Annotated in this window: 13 protein-coding genes; 11 read left to right on the top strand and 2 right to left on the bottom strand. The window is 48.6% G+C overall.

The features are described 5' to 3' along the window. Positions 1–178: 178 nt before the first annotated feature. The 11 genes from OM416_RS15660 to nikE all read left to right on the top strand — a co-directional run bounded on the left by OM416_RS15660 (position 179) and on the right by nikE (position 14,704). A complete protein-coding gene (locus OM416_RS15660) occupies positions 179–1,066 on the top strand; it encodes a carbohydrate ABC transporter permease (protein WP_062836746.1) in 888 nt (295 codons plus the stop codon). A gap of 2 nt (positions 1,067–1,068) precedes the next feature. After that, positions 1,069–1,902, top strand: a complete 834-nt coding sequence (locus OM416_RS15655; protein ID WP_169479960.1) for a carbohydrate ABC transporter permease — start codon at positions 1,069–1,071, stop codon at positions 1,900–1,902. 232 nt (positions 1,903–2,134) lie between these two features. Then, positions 2,135–3,172: a glycoside hydrolase family 130 protein gene (locus tag OM416_RS15650; RefSeq protein WP_264930896.1), complete on the top strand. Its 1,038-nt coding sequence runs from the start codon at positions 2,135–2,137 to the stop codon at positions 3,170–3,172. A gap of 5 nt (positions 3,173–3,177) precedes the next feature. Next, positions 3,178–4,119: a glycoside hydrolase family 113 gene (locus tag OM416_RS15645; RefSeq protein WP_264931487.1), complete on the top strand. Its 942-nt coding sequence runs from the start codon at positions 3,178–3,180 to the stop codon at positions 4,117–4,119. A 186-nt stretch (positions 4,120–4,305) separates the two neighbouring features. Further along, positions 4,306–5,268: an acetylxylan esterase gene (locus OM416_RS15640; RefSeq protein WP_264930895.1), complete on the top strand. Its 963-nt coding sequence runs from the start codon at positions 4,306–4,308 to the stop codon at positions 5,266–5,268. 70 nt (positions 5,269–5,338) lie between these two features. Continuing rightward, positions 5,339–9,244: a glycosyl hydrolase gene (locus tag OM416_RS15635; RefSeq protein WP_264930894.1), complete on the top strand. Its 3,906-nt coding sequence runs from the start codon at positions 5,339–5,341 to the stop codon at positions 9,242–9,244. Positions 9,245–9,447: 203 nt separating this feature from the next. Then, positions 9,448–11,082 (top strand): nickel ABC transporter substrate-binding protein, encoded by a 1,635-nt coding sequence (gene nikA, locus OM416_RS15630; RefSeq protein WP_264930893.1) that lies wholly within the window; start codon positions 9,448–9,450, stop codon positions 11,080–11,082. A gap of 42 nt (positions 11,083–11,124) precedes the next feature. Further along, positions 11,125–12,069: a nickel ABC transporter permease subunit NikB gene (gene nikB / locus OM416_RS15625; protein WP_076333801.1), complete on the top strand. Its 945-nt coding sequence runs from the start codon at positions 11,125–11,127 to the stop codon at positions 12,067–12,069. After that, a complete protein-coding gene (gene nikC, locus OM416_RS15620; protein WP_264930892.1) occupies positions 12,066–12,896 on the top strand; it encodes a nickel ABC transporter permease subunit NikC in 831 nt (276 codons plus the stop codon). The genes nikB and nikC overlap by 4 nt, the downstream gene beginning before the upstream one ends. Before the next feature lie 39 nt (positions 12,897–12,935). Continuing rightward, positions 12,936–13,742: a nickel import ATP-binding protein NikD gene (gene nikD / locus OM416_RS15615; RefSeq protein WP_264930890.1), complete on the top strand. Its 807-nt coding sequence runs from the start codon at positions 12,936–12,938 to the stop codon at positions 13,740–13,742. Positions 13,743–13,903: 161 nt separating this feature from the next. After that, positions 13,904–14,704, top strand: a complete 801-nt coding sequence (gene nikE / locus OM416_RS15610; RefSeq protein ID WP_264930889.1) for a nickel import ATP-binding protein NikE — start codon at positions 13,904–13,906, stop codon at positions 14,702–14,704. A 192-nt stretch (positions 14,705–14,896) separates the two neighbouring features. Here the strand turns inward: nikE and OM416_RS15605 are convergent, their stop codons facing one another. Then, the gene (locus OM416_RS15605; RefSeq protein WP_264930887.1) at positions 14,897–15,475 is read right to left on the bottom strand and encodes an NAD(P)H-dependent oxidoreductase; all 579 of its coding nucleotides are present in this window, start codon (positions 15,473–15,475) and stop codon (positions 14,897–14,899) included. Positions 15,476–15,663: 188 nt separating this feature from the next. After that, entirely contained in the window at positions 15,664–16,254 is a 591-nt protein-coding gene (locus OM416_RS15600) for a TetR/AcrR family transcriptional regulator (RefSeq protein WP_264931485.1), read from the bottom strand. Positions 16,255–16,359: the final 105 nt, after the last annotated feature.

The raw sequence follows: 16,359 nt of genomic DNA, 5'->3' as shown, positions 1-16,359 counted from the left end.
GATCAGGCGATGAATGGACTGCGGGGAATAGGAATCCATTTATGAGTGGAGTATGGAGCATGTGGGATTTGAAAGCGGGATGCCCATGCTCTTCCCCTGGCAGTTATTCCGCAGGAATTCCATTGGACGGGAGTCTTTCGATATATAGGCGGGTGAACCGCTTGGAGGTGTGGAGAGCATGAAGTACTTAAAGGTTTCGAATTGGGGTTATTCAGCGCAACGCATATTTATCATCTGTGCCTTCTCAATTATTCCGCTGGCGTTGCTGTTCACGTTTGCATACTTACCGGTCATCAACATGTTCAAATACAGTTTCACCGATTGGAATGGATACAGCAAAAGGTTCGATTATGTTGGGTTTGAGAACTATACGCGCATCTTTAGTGATCCCGAATACTTCAAAGTATTCATTGTCAGCTTGTACTACTTTGTGGCTACGTTCGTACAGATGGGCTTGGCGCTCTACTTTGCCACGATTCTGAGTTTCAAAGTCCGAGGCAAAAACTTCTTCAAAGGCATATTGTTCTTCCCTTATTTGCTGAATGGTGTAGCCATCGGTTTTATCTTCCTCTTTTTCTTCAAACCGGACGGTACACTCGATATGCTCATGCATGCTGTAGGACTAGGACAATACACGCAGCTCTGGCTCGGTAATCCGAATATTATCAATGTGTCTCTTGCAGGTGCATCGGTATGGAGATACATGGGCTTCAACTTTATCATTTTCCTGGGTGCGATCTCCTCCATTCCGAAGGATGTATATGAAGCATCGGATATTGACGGGGCCAACCGCTGGCAGCAATTCCGCCATATCATCCTGCCGAGTATAACGCGTATCCTGCAGCTTAACCTGATCTTGGCGATTAGCGGCGCAATTAGTGCGTTCGATATTCCATATATCATGACCGATGGTTCCAACGGCAGTATGACATTTGTAATCCAAACGGTTCACTTGGCGTTTAAATATGGCAAGCTGGGACTGGCATCTGCCATGGCTGTGGTGCTGCTCATGATCGTTATTCTCGTTACGCTCGTGCAGCGCGTCACCATGAAAGGGGAGGAATAAACGTGACACAACTCAAATATACCCTTGCGAGTGTGGTTAAATATGCTTCCCTTATTCTTGCAGCGTTTATCGCACTGTTACCGATCGTGGTCATCCTGTTTGCATCTCTCAAAACGAATGCGGAATACGCCACCAGCAGCCCGCTTGCCCCACCAGCCAACTGGCTGAACTTTGCCAACTATGCAAAGGCCTTTGTGGATGGAAACATGCTGGTCGGTTTCAAAAATACAATTATTATCCTGGTCATCTCCATTATAGGGGCGACCTTAACCGGTTCCATGATTGCGTATGTGCTGGATCGGTTCAAATTCAAAGGCAAGAAAATCATGGTCGCGGCATTCCTGCTCGCTACCCTGATTCCAAGTGTTACGACGCAGGTCGCCACATTCCAGATTATCAACGCGCTCGACCTGTTCAACACACGCTGGGCGGCCATCGTGATGTACCTGGGTACAGATATCATCGCGGTTTATATCTTCCTGCAGTTCCTTGGCTCCATCTCAAGTGCGCTGGATGAATCCGCCATGCTGGATGGCGCTTCGTACTTCACGATCTACTGGAAAATCATTCTGCCACTGCTGAAACCGGCCATTGTAACGGTCATTATCGTGAAGGGTGTGAACATCTATAACGACTTCTACACACCGTTCCTGTACATGCCAAAGACCGATCTACAGGTCATATCCACCGCCTTGTTCAAATTCAAGGGACCGTTTGGATCCCAGTGGGAGGTCATCAGCGCCGGCATCATGATCGCCATTATTCCAACCATGATCATCTTTCTGTTGTTACAGAAATACATCTACAATGGCTTCGCGCAAGGCTCAGTTAAATGAATGAAACAACGAAAGGTTTTATGAAATGCAATGAGAATGCACGAGAACGAAGAGGACAGAAAAAAGCTGGAGAAACGGAGTGCTCGCATTTATAACCGGATTTTTCCCTTTCATAAGGGGATCAAAAAAATCAGGGAATAACGGCGATCGGAAGGTTGTTCTGTCATCAAAGTGGCCTAGTGTAAGTTTAAATGTTCATTTCATAAAGCCTAACCGAAGGGAGAAATGAAAAATGTCAGTTGCTGAAACGAAAAACGTACACATTGTTGGGGACGCTTTGCCGAATATGCCGTGGGAAGCCAAACCGGAGGGAGTAGAAGGCCCGGTATGGAGACACTCGGCGAACCCCGTGGTTCCGCGTAACCCGGTCAAAGGCGTTGCCCGTATTTTCAACAGTGCCGTCATTCCCTATGAAGGAAAGTTCATTGGGGTGTTCCGCGCCGAAACCGTTAATGGCCGTCCGCATCTGCACATGGGTGCAAGCGAAGATGGTCTGGAGTGGACAATTGAAGAGGAACGCATTGCATTTGTAGATGAAAATGGCGATCCGTTCATGCCGAACTATGCGTATGACCCGCGTCTGGTCAAAGTCGAAGACACGTATTACATCATCTGGTGTACCGATTTTTACGGCGCAGCACTGGGCCTAGCGAAGACGGACGACTTCAAAACATTTGTCCGCCTCGAAAATCCAATGCTGCCGTTCAACCGTAATGGCGTATTGTTCCCGCGCAAAATCAAGGATAACTATGTGATGTTGTCCAGACCAAGCGACAGTGGGCATACCCCATTCGGAGACATTTTCCTGAGTGAAAGCCCGGATCTCGTGTACTGGGGCAAGCACCGTCATGTGATGAGCAAAGGCGGACAAGGCTGGTGGCAATCGGTCAAAATTGGCGGCGGGCCCGCTCCGATCGAAACGTCCGAAGGCTGGCTGATGTTCTACCACGGCGTAACGGGAACCTGTAACGGTTTGGTATATAGCATGGGAGCAGTTATTCTGGATCTGGATGAGCCGTCTAAAGTGAAGTATCGTTCCTCTAACTTTGTGCTGACACCAGAAAAATGGTACGAGGAGCAAGGCTTCGTTGATAACGTCATCTTCCCATGCGCAACGTTGCATGATGCAGAAACTGGGCGTATCGCCATCTATTACGGCGCTGCCGACACGTATGTTGGAGTGGCTTACACGACCATCGAAGAAATCGTGAACTATGTGATCGAGACGGACGAAGTCATCGCTGGTGATCACGAGGAAGGCAAGCTGTAATGCATATGGATTATATCAAGGGATTTACATTTGGCTGGATGAGTGGCAGGGGAGACTTCCGTAAGCCGGAAGCCAAAGAATCCTTGCGTCTGATGGCTGAACGTACAGGCAGTTCTCATGTTATTTTTGCTCTGGCGGCACATCAGGATCATCCACAGGCGGTAGAGGTCAAGTATCGGGGTGCACATCTGGTGGAGGATGATGAACTGGTGGACATGGTGCGATATGCCCGTACACTCGGGCTGCGTGTCATTCTGAAACCAACCGTCAACTGTACCGATGGCACATGGCGTGCACACATTAACTTTTTTGATATCGATGTGCCGTGTGAGCCGAAGTGGAAGGATTGGTTCCGCAGCTACACGGCATTTCAGACACATTATGCAGCGATAGCAGAGCAGGAAAAGTGTGAGATGTTCATCGTGGGCTGTGAGATGGTGCAATCCGAGCGTCGGGATCAAGAGTGGCGCGAGGTAATCGCCGGTGTGCGTGAAGTGTACACGGGACTGGTGTCATACAATACGGACAAATATCAGGAAGGTCATGTGAAATGGTGGGATGCCGTGGATGTCATCTCTTCCAGTGGTTACTATCCCATCGGAGATTGGGAGGGGCAACTGGACCGTATTGAACAGGAGATTGCTCCCTATGGCAAACCTTTTTTCTTCGCAGAAGCCGGTTGCCCCAGCCGCAATGGATCAGCCCAGGTACCAAACGATTGGGGACTGGAAGGCGAAGTAAGTGCGGAGGAACAAGAGCGTTTCTATGAGGCGATGTTCCGGCATGTCAGTCAGCGTCATTGGGTACGCGGATTCGGTCTGTGGGATTGGAGCGCACATCTGCATGACGAGAAGGATGCCCTGACCGATGACGGATACGGGGTGTACGGCAAGCCGGCAGAGGAGGTCATTCGTCGTTTCTATGAAGGCATTGCGGTGGAAGTTTGAATGTTTGGATTGATCCAAATGGATCGTTGAAGGATCAAAGTGCGGATATATAACGAGAGAGCGCAAGGTAAAAGGCGTATGTGAAGATGAATCCTAGGGTTATCCTCATATGCGTCTCTTTTATTTATGTATTTCACTATTCAACCAAGTTAATCATGATGTGAGTTGATGACAGGAGTGAGCAGAATGGGCGATATGCCTTTGGAACAGTTGAAAACATATAACGGGAGCAGTCCGAAACCAGATGATTTCGATGGCTATTGGGAGCGGGCTCTCTTAGAGCTGGATGCCCAGTCACTTGAGTATGAATTGATACCCGCGGCCTTCACATCACCGCTTGCGGAGTGTTTCCACCTGTACTTCACAGGTGTCGGGGGAGCAAAAATACATGGTAAGCTGGTTCGGCCCAAAGCGGGGGGTTCTCATGTGAAGGGGCCAGCCATGGCGATGTTTCACGGGTACTCCAGCGATAGCGGAGACTGGTTTGACAAGATCGGCTATGCCGCTCATGGCATTACGGTGCTGGCGCTGGATTGCCGTGGGCAGGGTGGTCTCTCCGAGGATAACCTGCAGGTGCAGGGAACGACCATTCGCGGACATATCATTCGGGGCATCGATGACCCTGATCCCGATAAGTTATATTTCCGCAACGTTTTCCTTGATACCGTGCAGACCGTACGCATTCTGATGTCAATGTCACACGTCGGTGCAGAGCGGGTGGGCGTATATGGTTGTTCACAGGGTGGGGCGTTAGCCGCGGCGTGTGCTTCACTTGAACCGCGCGTGAAGCTGGCGGTGCCGGTCTATCCTTTTTTATCGGACTACAGACACTCCTGGGAATTGGGGGCCTCAACGTCAGCATACGAGGAACTGGTGTATTACTTCCGATTATTTGACCCGAATCATGAGCGGGAGGATGCCATCTTCAACAAGCTGGGATACATCGATATCTCCAACCTGGCTGACCGCATCCAAGGCAAAGTCATTTTTGTTACCGGACTTGCGGACACAATCTGCCCACCTTCTACCCAGTTTGCGGTGTACAACCAAATTCAGTCGGACAAAGAATTGGTGGTCTATCACGAGTACGGACATGAGTATATCCCTCGTTTGTCAGATCGAACGTTAGAGGCTTTTTTGAAAATGTAGAACGTACTTGCTTTCTTAGGATAATGGCGGTATCACAGGGTTCATCACATATATCAGGAGGAGATACAGGATGAAGAAAGTTCGGGTAGTTATGAGCACAGCGCTAAGCGCTGTGTTGATTGGGACAGCGGCTATGCCGGCATTCGCAGATGCTAATATAGACAATGCGGTATCCATTGGTACCGACGTATCTACTGCACAGATATCGGATCTTTCCGGTCACTGGTCGGAGAAAGTGGTTCACAAGTGGATATCTGCCGGAATTATTAACGGTTACCCGGATGGTTCTTTTCGCCCGGATCAGGCTGTCTCCAGAAGTGAAATTGTAACCGCTATCAATAAAATATTTGGATTTTATATATGGGATGAGAAAGAGACTTTTGCAGATGTGAAAGCAAGCAACTGGTATGCTTCCGAGTTATCCATTGCTCGTGAGGCCGGATTTTATGAGGGGTATCCGAATAATTTGGCGAATCCGGATGGAAAAGTTACACGTGAGGATGCCGCGGTGTTGCTGGTTCGTGCTTTTGGCTTGGCGCAGACCTCAGAAGAAATAGACGCGTCTAAAGTATTCTCGGATGACTCGGAAGTTCGTTCATATGCTCGTGAGGCGGTTCGAACATTGTCTGGCATCATTGAAGGGTATCCCGATGGGTCATTCAAACCGGAAGCTGCTTTATCCAGAGCGGAGATGTTGTCCTGGATGGATAAGCTCGCGCCAGCAATGAACGCTGTGGAACCAATGGCGGGCAAAATAGTGGATGGCAATGTTGTCATTAACCGAAGCGGAACGAAACTCGGGGATGTAACCATCACTGGTAATCTGTACATAGCTCCGGGAGTTCGCGAAGGGGATGTGGATTTGTCTCAAGTTACGGTCAAAGGTATAACGTATGTTCATGGGGGCGGGACACACACAGTAACCGCAACGGATTCCATTCTGGGCGAAGTGATCGTAGACCGCCATGAAGGTGACGTTCGTTTGTTTGCAAAAGGGGAAACAACGATGGAGAAATTAAGAGTAGAGCGTTCTGCTTCTATTGAACTGGGTCAGGGGACGGTTGTACAATCGGCAATTATATCGGCGGCAACCACTATAAAAATGGATCGTGGTTCCACAATACATACGCTGGAACTGAATAAGGAATCCAAAGGCTCCACCGTTAACGGAACAGGTGACATTACGAAGGCGACGATTACCTCGGATGGCGTACTCCTTAACGGTAAAGCTGTTACACGAGGTACATGGTCGATTCAGGAGGGAGAGAGTATAGAAATGACTTCTGGGACGACAAACAATAACAGCAACAATACCAACAGTAATAGTGGCGTGAGTAATAACGGTAATTCAGATAGTGGCAGCAGCTCTGGCGGCAATGCTGGAGGTAATCCGGGCGGAGGGACAACAACACCGACCAATCCTTCTAATCCAGGTTCAGGCGTTACTCCAGACCATAATCAAACCAAGATTGATACGTCCCATTTTGATCTGAGTGCAGTAAAACTTGTGGATGATCAGGCTTCTACGGCAACCAAATCTTTATTCACTTACTTAAACAACGTCCGAGGCAAAGCCATTCTGTTCGGACAGCAGCATGCTACAACCGAAGGGGTGACCATTACAGCAAATGATGGCACACAATCCGATGTGTTTAACAATGTGGGTGCATTTCCTGCCGTATACGGCTGGGATACGCTGAGTCTGGAAGGGAACGAAAAGCCGGGTTCGAAGCAGGTTAGCCCGGAAGAAAATACAGCCCGTCTAGCGGCTGTGATGAAGAAGGCTTATGAGCGTGGCGGCATTGTGACGCTGAGTGCGCATATGAAGAACTTTGCGACAGGGAATGATTTCTATGATACAAGTGGTTCGGTCGTGTCTCACATTTTGCCGGGTGGGGATAAGAACGCCGAATTCAATACGTACCTCGATCAGATCGCTGATCTGGCTCATCAGCTGTCCGATGGCGAAGGGAATGACATTCCAGTCATCTTCCGTCCATTCCATGAGAACAATGGTAACTGGTTCTGGTGGGGAGCTGCTTTTACCTCGAAAGAGCAATATGTTCAGTTGTATCGCTATACGGTGGAGTATCTGAGAGATACCAAAGGCGTGGATAACTTCCTGTATGTATTCTCACCAAACGGTTTCTTCAGCGGCAGCGAGAGCGAATACCTGAAAACGTATCCGGGTGACGATTATGTCGATATTCTTGGATTTGATGTGTATGATTCAACGGAAGGCTCTCAGGGATGGTTTGCGAAATTGGTTCAGGATGCAGCAATGATCTCCCGGCTTGCTGACAGCAAGGGGAAAGTGGCTACATTCAGCGAGTTCGGGTACAGCACCAAAGGGTTGAAAATTACCGGAAATAAAGCGGAAACCTGGTTCACTGACCTGCTCAAAGCACTGGAATCCGATCCGGATGCGAAACGCATGGCGTATATGCAGACATGGGCGAACTTTGGAACAGAACAGATATTTTTACCTTATCGCAACGCTCCAGGGGGACTGGGGAACCACGAATTGCTTGACGATTTTGTGAGGCTATACAATGCGCCATATACGGCATTCAACGATCGTCTGCAAGGGGTATACAGCCTGAATGTATCTACTCAACCCAATGCACCGAAGCTCAACATTGTAACCCCGCTAAACCAGCAGCAGATCAAGGAAACGGATGTTACGATTCGGGCCAGAGTGCTTGGACAGCTGGCTGATCGTGTGGTCTATACGGTAGGGCAAGAGGCGGAAGAACATGAGATGACATTGGCGGCAAAAGACAATTATTACACAGCTATATGGCAGCCAGGTACAGAATTAGATCAACAAAACGTGAAGCTGCACGTGAAGGCTTATGTGAACGATGAAGTGGTTATGCAGGACGAGGTTACGGTGAACTTTAATTTCGATTCCAGCCGGTTGTACACGTACACATTCGATAGTGATACCAGTGGTGTGTCTAATGGTGGTGGATGGCAGGCCGGGATTACTTCACTCGAACAGGCTGAGTTCAATGGGAGCGGCATGTTGAAGATCAACGCCAATTTTGAAGATGGGACGCACACATGGCAAGAACTGAAGCTGACGTTGGATGCCATAACACAGAAAGTGAACCTGGCGGACGTGAGCAAGGTGAAGCTGGATATGTACGTTCCCCTAAGCGCAGGTGTGAGTGACACACCATCGATCTATGCAGTAGCCACGTTGCCGGATGATTGGGAGACAAAGTACAACCTGAGCAATGCGGTTAAATTTAGCGATCTGGAGAAGGTTACTGCGGATGGGATAACGTACGGAAAATACACGGGTGAGATTGTACTGGACGATCCTGAGAAGTCAGCCGAAGCTACATCCATGATGCTGTCCGTTGTGGGCAGTGGTTTGCAGTATACGGGCCCAATCTATGTGGATAATATCCAGTTGATTCACGTGAAGCCGGAACCTGTGGTGGATAAAGATCTGGTGGATGACTTCGAGGGGTATGCCGGTAATGACACCACGCTTGGCAATATCTACACCCCTAATGCTCAGGGAGATAAAATTACGATCAAACTAACCCAGGATCAGAAAGGTGCAGGAGAGTATGGTCTGCAATATGATTATGCGCTGGGTAGTTCCGGGTATGGCGGTGTAACCCGCAGTATGAATGGGGTAGACTGGTCTGATCAGGATACGCTTAAGCTGTGGCTTGCACCAGATGGCAAAGGACAGAAGCTGGTGCTGCAAGTGAAGGCAAACGGTGTGTCGTTCGAGGCCTATCCTTCACTTGCCGTGACGGAAGCCGGGTGGATTGAGATTCCATTCAGCGCGTTCAAACCTGCACCTTGGGATACGGCCAATGCGAATGCAACCTTTGATGCAAACAGAGCGAAGAACATTCAGGAGTTCTCCATCTATATCAATGCGGTGGATGTGAGCAAGCCTGTTTCGGGCACGTTATACTTCGATGATATTCGGGCTGTGAGCAAGAAATAGAACGTAACGACAAGCTTGTTAGTGTATATGTGCGGATATTCAGGCCAAGTGGCTCTTCCTCCCGCAGGAAGGGCTTTTTTGGCATATTTAGTAGTGATACATACAATGTCGAATTTTGTTGACAAAAGGAGGGCTCCTGCCTATTCTTAATGGATGAATATGATAATCATTATCATAAAATAGAGAAAAGGGGTTCAACATCCATGTCTGTACAACATCGCAAATCTTCGGCCCTCACGCTGGCAACTATGCTCTTGTTGCTATTCGTTATCGTGGGTTGCAGCAATACAGGAAGCGGAGATGAATCCTCATCTGCTTCTTCGGATCAGACATCAACGAAGTCGATTACGATGTCATGGCCACGTGATATCGGTACAATGAATCCGCATACGTACAATCCTTCGCAATTATTTGCCCAATCCATGCTCTATGAGCCGCTAATCAGTTACCAGAAGGACGGAAAACTGGAACCTGCGTTAGCAGAATCATGGACCATCTCCGATGACGGCAAAGTATATACATTCAAGCTTCGCCAAGGTGTGAAATTCTCAGATGGTACGCCATTTAATGCTGAGATTGTGAAAAAGAATTTTGATGCTGTAATGAAAAATAAAGATACACATAGCTGGCTGGGCATTGTAGGTGTGCTCGACAAGACCGAGGTTGTGGACGATCAGACCTTCCGGTTGACACTCACAGAGCCGTATTATCCTGTTCTTCAGGACTTGTCGGTGGTTCGTCCTTTCCGCTTCCTTGGTGAAGCCGGATTCCCGGATGACGGAGATACATCACAAGGCATCAAAGAGCCGGTTGGAACTGGCCCGTGGATGCTGGCTGAATACAAGCAGGACGAATATGCCGTCTTCAAGCGTAACCCGAACTATTGGGGAACAGCACCGAAGGTAGATCAGATTACGGTCAAAATCATTCCTGATGGTGAAACCCGTGTACTCGCTTTTGAAAAAGGTGATCTCGACTTGATCTATGGTGAAGGTGTGATCAGTCTGGATGCGTTCCAACAGCTGCGTGACAATGATGAATATGTGACTCAATTGTCTGATCCGGTGGGTACTCGCAGCTTGCTGCTGAACTCTTCCAATCCGAAGCTGTCCGATGTCAGAGTACGGATGGCGCTTCAGCAAGGGTTTAACAAACAGGCGATGGTGGAAGGCGTGACTTCCGGATTGGAAGAACCAGCCGATACCGTATTGTCCAGAAACTATCCGTACACCAATGTAGACCTGGAACCGATCACGTATGACGTGGAGAAATCCAAAGCTTTACTGGATGAAGCGGGCTGGAAGTTGCCTGCAGGTGGCACGGTTCGTGAGAAAGACGGGCAGCAGCTTGATTTTGAGATGATTTTTGACAAGACAGACCCGATTCAGAAAGCGATGGCTGAGACCATTCAGGCGGAATGGAGCGAGCTTGGGGTTAAGGTAAACCTCACTGGACTGGAACTGACGGTTCAGATCAAACGTTTGAAAGCCAATGATTTTGACCTGTATTTCTGGTATAACTATGGCGCTCCATATGATCCACATTCCTTCATTAACGTTGTGGCGAGCCCTGGATTTGGGATTTCCGAGACCCTGAGTGCGTTGCCGATGAAAAAGGAACTGGACGATCAGGTGCATGCAGCACTGTCATCTACAGACGAGACGAAACGCCAGGAGTTATATGGCTCTATCCTGAAGACACTTCAGGAGCAATCGGCGATCGTACCGATCTCTTATATTAAGAAAACGGCTGTGTATCAGAAGAAAATCTCCAACTTTATTTTCCCGGCGAACCGTGACGAAAATCCGTTTGTAGGAATTGAATTGGGCAATCAATAAAGTAGTAATTTCATGTAGCTTGATAAAAGGGAGGAACGTTTGGTGATCAGTTATATCGGTAAACGAATGATCGCGATCATTCCTATCGTTTTTATCGCTACACTTGTTACCTTTGCGCTTATTCATATTTCACCGGTTGATCCAGCCGAGGCTTATCTGACAGCCGCTCATATCTATCCAACACCGGAGTTGCTTGCGCAAAAACGGCATGAGTTTGGCCTGGATCAGCCTTTGTTAACCCAATATGCACATACAATTCAGAAGATTGCCAAGCTCGACTTTGGCACTTCGTATCTCACCAATAAACCTGTATGGGATGAAGTGAAATTAAGGCTTCCGGCTACGGCTGAACTCGCCTTCTGGAGCATGTTGTTATCGGTTTTGGTGAGTATTCCATTGGGAATACTGGCGGCGGTGTACAAGAATAGCTGGATTGACATGGTCAGCCGGGCAATTTCCTATTTTGGAGCATCTATTCCGCAATTCTGGTTAGGTTATCTGCTGATCTTCTTTTTCGCAGTGAAATTGGACTGGCTACCTGTGGAGGGGCGTGGATCGTGGGAGAATCTGGTTCTGCCTACGATTACACTTTCCTTGATTCTTATTGCGGTCTACACCCGATTGTTGCGTTCCAGCGTACTGGAGCAATTACAGGAGACATATGTACAGTACGCGAGAACACGCGGAATTCGCGAACGAGTCATTATGCTGAAACATGTGCTGAAAATCGCCATATCGCCCCTCATTACGGGGATGGGGATGAGTATGGGCAAGCTGCTCACAGGAACCATTATTGTGGAGCAAGTGTTTTCCTGGCCTGGGTTCGGACGATACTTTGTCGATGCGATATTTAACCGGGATATTCCCGTTATTCAATGTTATGTCTTCCTGGCGGCATGCTTGTTCATCGTATGCAATCTGCTCGTTGATCTGGTGCAGCTCGTTATGGACCCACGGATCTCAGCGAAAGGACGTGCGGAGCATTGATAAACAAATGGCGTGCGGTATTTAAAGGACAGAGAGCCATCCAGATCTGCTCGGTGATTATATTGCTTTTCTTCGTGATCGCGTTATTAGCTCCATGGATTGCTCCTCATGACCCTGTGAAGGTGAATCTGTTGCAGAAGCTGGCGGGTCCATCGCTTGAGCATTGGCTCGGAACGGATCATCTGGGACGCGACAATCTCACTAGGCTGATGTATGGAGCGCGGGTGTCGCTCGGATTCGCCACCCTGATCTTTCTTTCTTCTTTGCTGATAGGTGTCATTGTAGGTTCAATCTCCGGTTACCTTGGTGGCTGGGTGGACAGTCTGCTGATGCGCTTGTGCGAAGGCATTATGGCGTTTCCGAATCTGGTGCTGGTGCTCGGTATTGTGGGGATTTTTGGTCCAGGTCTGATGCAGGTGCTTCTGGCACTCATGATGGTGCAGTGGGTGTACTATGCACGTATCTGTCGGAACATGGTCGTTAGTCTGAAGGAACGGAACTTCATCGCGGCGGCGCGGATTAGCGGCTCTTCTTCGTGGGCAATTATTCGCAAACATATCATCCCCAACGTGCAGCGTCCGATTGTTGTGATGGGTACGTTGGAGATGGGATGGGCGATTATGGATATATCGGCACTTTCATTCTTGGGGCTTGGCATCCAACCACCGAATGCAGAGTGGGGCGCCATGATTCATGAAGGAACGAGTTATATCCGCAGTCATCCGGAATTGATGATCTATCCAGGTGCATTGATTCTACTGGTAGTCATTACGTTCAACATCTTGGGTGAAGCGTTATCCGAGCGTTATGGCATTGCAAAAAGGTAATGAGTCGGAATCGAAGGCATACGAGGGGTGAACGTAACGATGGATGATGCAGCGAAGGTACTTGAAGTTCGTGGTCTGCAAGTGAATCTTAGAACAACAGAGGGTTTAGTCCCGTTACTGGAGCCCATTGATTTTGAATTGAAAAAAGGTCGTGTCTTCGGCCTTGTCGGCGAGAGTGGCAGCGGCAAGACTGTTACGTGTAACGCGCTGCTTCACCTGCTTGATCCGCGCAGGATGGAGGTAACGGGTAGCATCCGTCTGAATGGACGGGAGCTTGGCTCGTTGTCAGGTGAGGAGATGCGGCGCATCCGAGGCAAGGAAATCGGATTTATTATGCAGAATCCGATGAATGCTTTTACACCCGTATATACGATTGGATCTCAATTCATAGAAACCTTGCGTACGCACACGGGGATTTCGAAAGCAGCTGCCCGAGAGCGGGCTATGGCTGCCTTGGCAGACATGAACCTGCCCGAGCCGGCCAAGCTGATGAAACGATACCCCTTCCAACTGAGTGGCGGTATGTTGCAGCGGGTGATGATCGCCATATCGATGTGCCTGCGACCCGCCTTGGTTATTGCTGATGAACCAACGACGGCACTGGATGTCGTAAATCAGTTCAAGGTGCTTCAGGAATTGGATCGGCTACGTACGGAATATGGCACATCCATTTTGCTCATCTCCCATGATCTGGGCGTGATCTCACAAATGGCGGATGAAGTCGCGGTCATGCAGAAGGGTCGAATTGTGGAGCAGGCGGATGTGTATCAACTGTTCGATCACCCGCAGCATGAGTATACACGGATGTTGTTAAATGCCAGACCCAGTGTGTCTTTGAGACGATAGCGAATGACATGTGGGATGGATCGTTCAATGAGAGTATATGTAGAGCGGGTATGAACTGTATTTTGAGTGGGTAGTCGTAGAGGTGGAATGGACATGGTGATGTGTAATTTCGTCTTCTTCGGAGATTGCTTCTGCCAAGTAGAAGAGAGGAGGATGACCTGATGCTTCATGTACGTGAAGTAAGCCATAGTTATGGCAAACGCAATTGGCTGGATCGTTCGGGAGCGCGTCCTCCTGTGCTGGCAGATATCTCACTTACAATTGAAAAGGGTGTATGTCTGGGGCTGCTGGGTACGAGTGGAGCAGGTAAAAGTACTTTGGGCAAAATCATTCTTGGTCTGGAGAAGCCCAGCCAGGGTCAGGTTTTGTTTCAAGGACAGGATATCTACCGATCTAGCAAACCAGTACTCAAGGAATTACGACGTGATCTGCAGGTCGTGTTCCAGGACTGTTATTCGGCTGTGAATCCGCTTATGACTGCCGCGCAGATCATTGGGGAGCCGCTGGATAACTACGAGCGTTTGTCAGCCAAAGAACAATTTCGTGTGGTTGGACAACTGCTTGAGCAGGTTGGACTTACACCTGAGGATGCAAATAAGCTTCCGCACCAGTTCAGCGGCGGGCAATTACAGAGGGTCAACATCGCACGAGCTATCGCGCTCAAGCCAAAGTTAATCGTACTGGACGAATCGATCAGCAGTCTGGATATGGTGCATCAGACGCAAATCCTATCCTTATTGGCGGAGCTCAGAGCATCATACGGATTGTCATATCTCTTTATCACGCATGACATTCGTGCCGCCATGACGATCTGTGACCGCATTGCCGTAATGGATCAGGGCAGGATTGTCTATAGCGGTGATGCCGGGGATTCGGTCATGCAGTCGGATCATCCAGCTGTACAGCAGTTGGTTACATCTATTTTGCCTGAGCATCCATCGGGTCGTATTTCGTTTGGGTAATGCGTTGCTTGTATTATTGCGGGATCGTGTAAATAACGCGTTCACGATTCATTACATTGCAGATCTGTAGGATTTGAAGCTAATAGCGTGTGCAAGGTTCGTTAGACCATAACGAACGCAACAAAGGGGTGTCCCGTCTTAAACATGACGTAGGGACATCCCTTTTTGTTTAGAAATAGGAGGTTTTCTTTCTTACCCCATCTTCCGCCCAAGATGTTCGATCTTATCCAGCCAATTCTTTCTCTGTTCTTCGGACTTTTTACCAACTTGATCTACAGTTGTTATCCGAACAGGTTTGATGCCAGTGAGTCCAAATGTGGAGATTTTCATCATTTTGTGTGCGGGCTCACCCTGGAACCACTTGAAGTACCAACTCGGACCATCCATGGTGGTGATCATGCGGGCGGTGCGGCCTTTGAGCAGTTGATCCGGGAAAGGTTTTCCTTTTTGATACTTGAAGGCGTAACCTGGCATGAAGATTCGGTCAATGAAACCTTTCAGTAGGGCAGGTGGTCCTCCCCACCAGATTGGGAATACCCATACAAGATGCTCGGCCCACTTGATCGCTTCTTGGGCTTGTAACAAATCGGGTTCAAGCGGAAGTTTATTACGATATCCGCCTTCCAGATTCATGTTGAATGCCAACTCGTTCAGGGTGATCATGCGAACGTCGGCGCCGGCTTGAACCGCACCTTTGCGGTAAGCCTCGGCGATTGCGCCGTTATAACTGGGTGAGACGGGATTGCCTTGAATAATTAATATTTTTTTCATGGAAGATGACACGTCCTGACTATTTTAGTTAATGAACACTAACCTCATGTGCAAAAAGAAAAGGTCACGTATGACCCGGTAATCCATCTGTATATCCTGATGGTATGCTGACGATTCTCTTTTTATAACGTGTAGCCCCAAACATTACTTGGTGTTCTGCGAGGTCAAATGGCTACCACTCTGCCTCGCTACTCTTGGGGTACCTGCCCCAACATCGATGTAAGTCGGTGAACCGTCTCCCCGGTGTAGGGGACCAACAACTCTGGCAGTTCACCCTGCATACTGGAGACCGCCATACGCGTAATTGCACCGATCACCAGAACGGCTGTGAGCCGTGAATCCTGCTGAGGCAGCTCACCTCGCATTATACCCTGATCGATTAGATCCATTAACGCATCCAATGGCTGACGGTAATCCTCGCTGCTTCCGGCTTCAATAAATATTTCGTGATTCTGTGAAATCAGCAGCAGTCCGTAGGGATCTTCATCATGCAGATGGAGAACCTCGGTAACCAGTTGCTTGAAGCGTTCCAGCACCGGACCTTCCTGTCGAACATACCCATCAATTAGTGCAGTATAGTCGACACAGTATTGGGTGAAGGCTTCCAGGGCAACGGCATCTTTGTTTTTAAAATGTTTGTAGATCGCCGCATCGGTTACTCCGGCGGCGTCACCGATCTCTTTGACGGATATGCCGTCAACGCCTTTGGTTGCGAACAAGCGCATCGCCGCTTGTAGGATATCTTTCTTTTTACTATCCACATGAGATTTGTTCTTCATGATTTTATAGTAAGTGATTACTAACCAAAATGCAACAAGCACTTTAGAACCTATGACTTGAGATCCTGAATAAGCGCTTACGACCAAAGCTTGCAGGCTTGTGAG

The sequence above is a fragment of the Paenibacillus sp. LS1 genome (assembly GCF_026013365.1).
Taxonomy (GTDB): Bacteria; Bacillota; Bacilli; order Paenibacillales; family Paenibacillaceae; genus Paenibacillus.
Note: the sequence above shows the minus strand (reverse complement) of the source record. Positions and strands in the feature narration are given on the sequence as shown.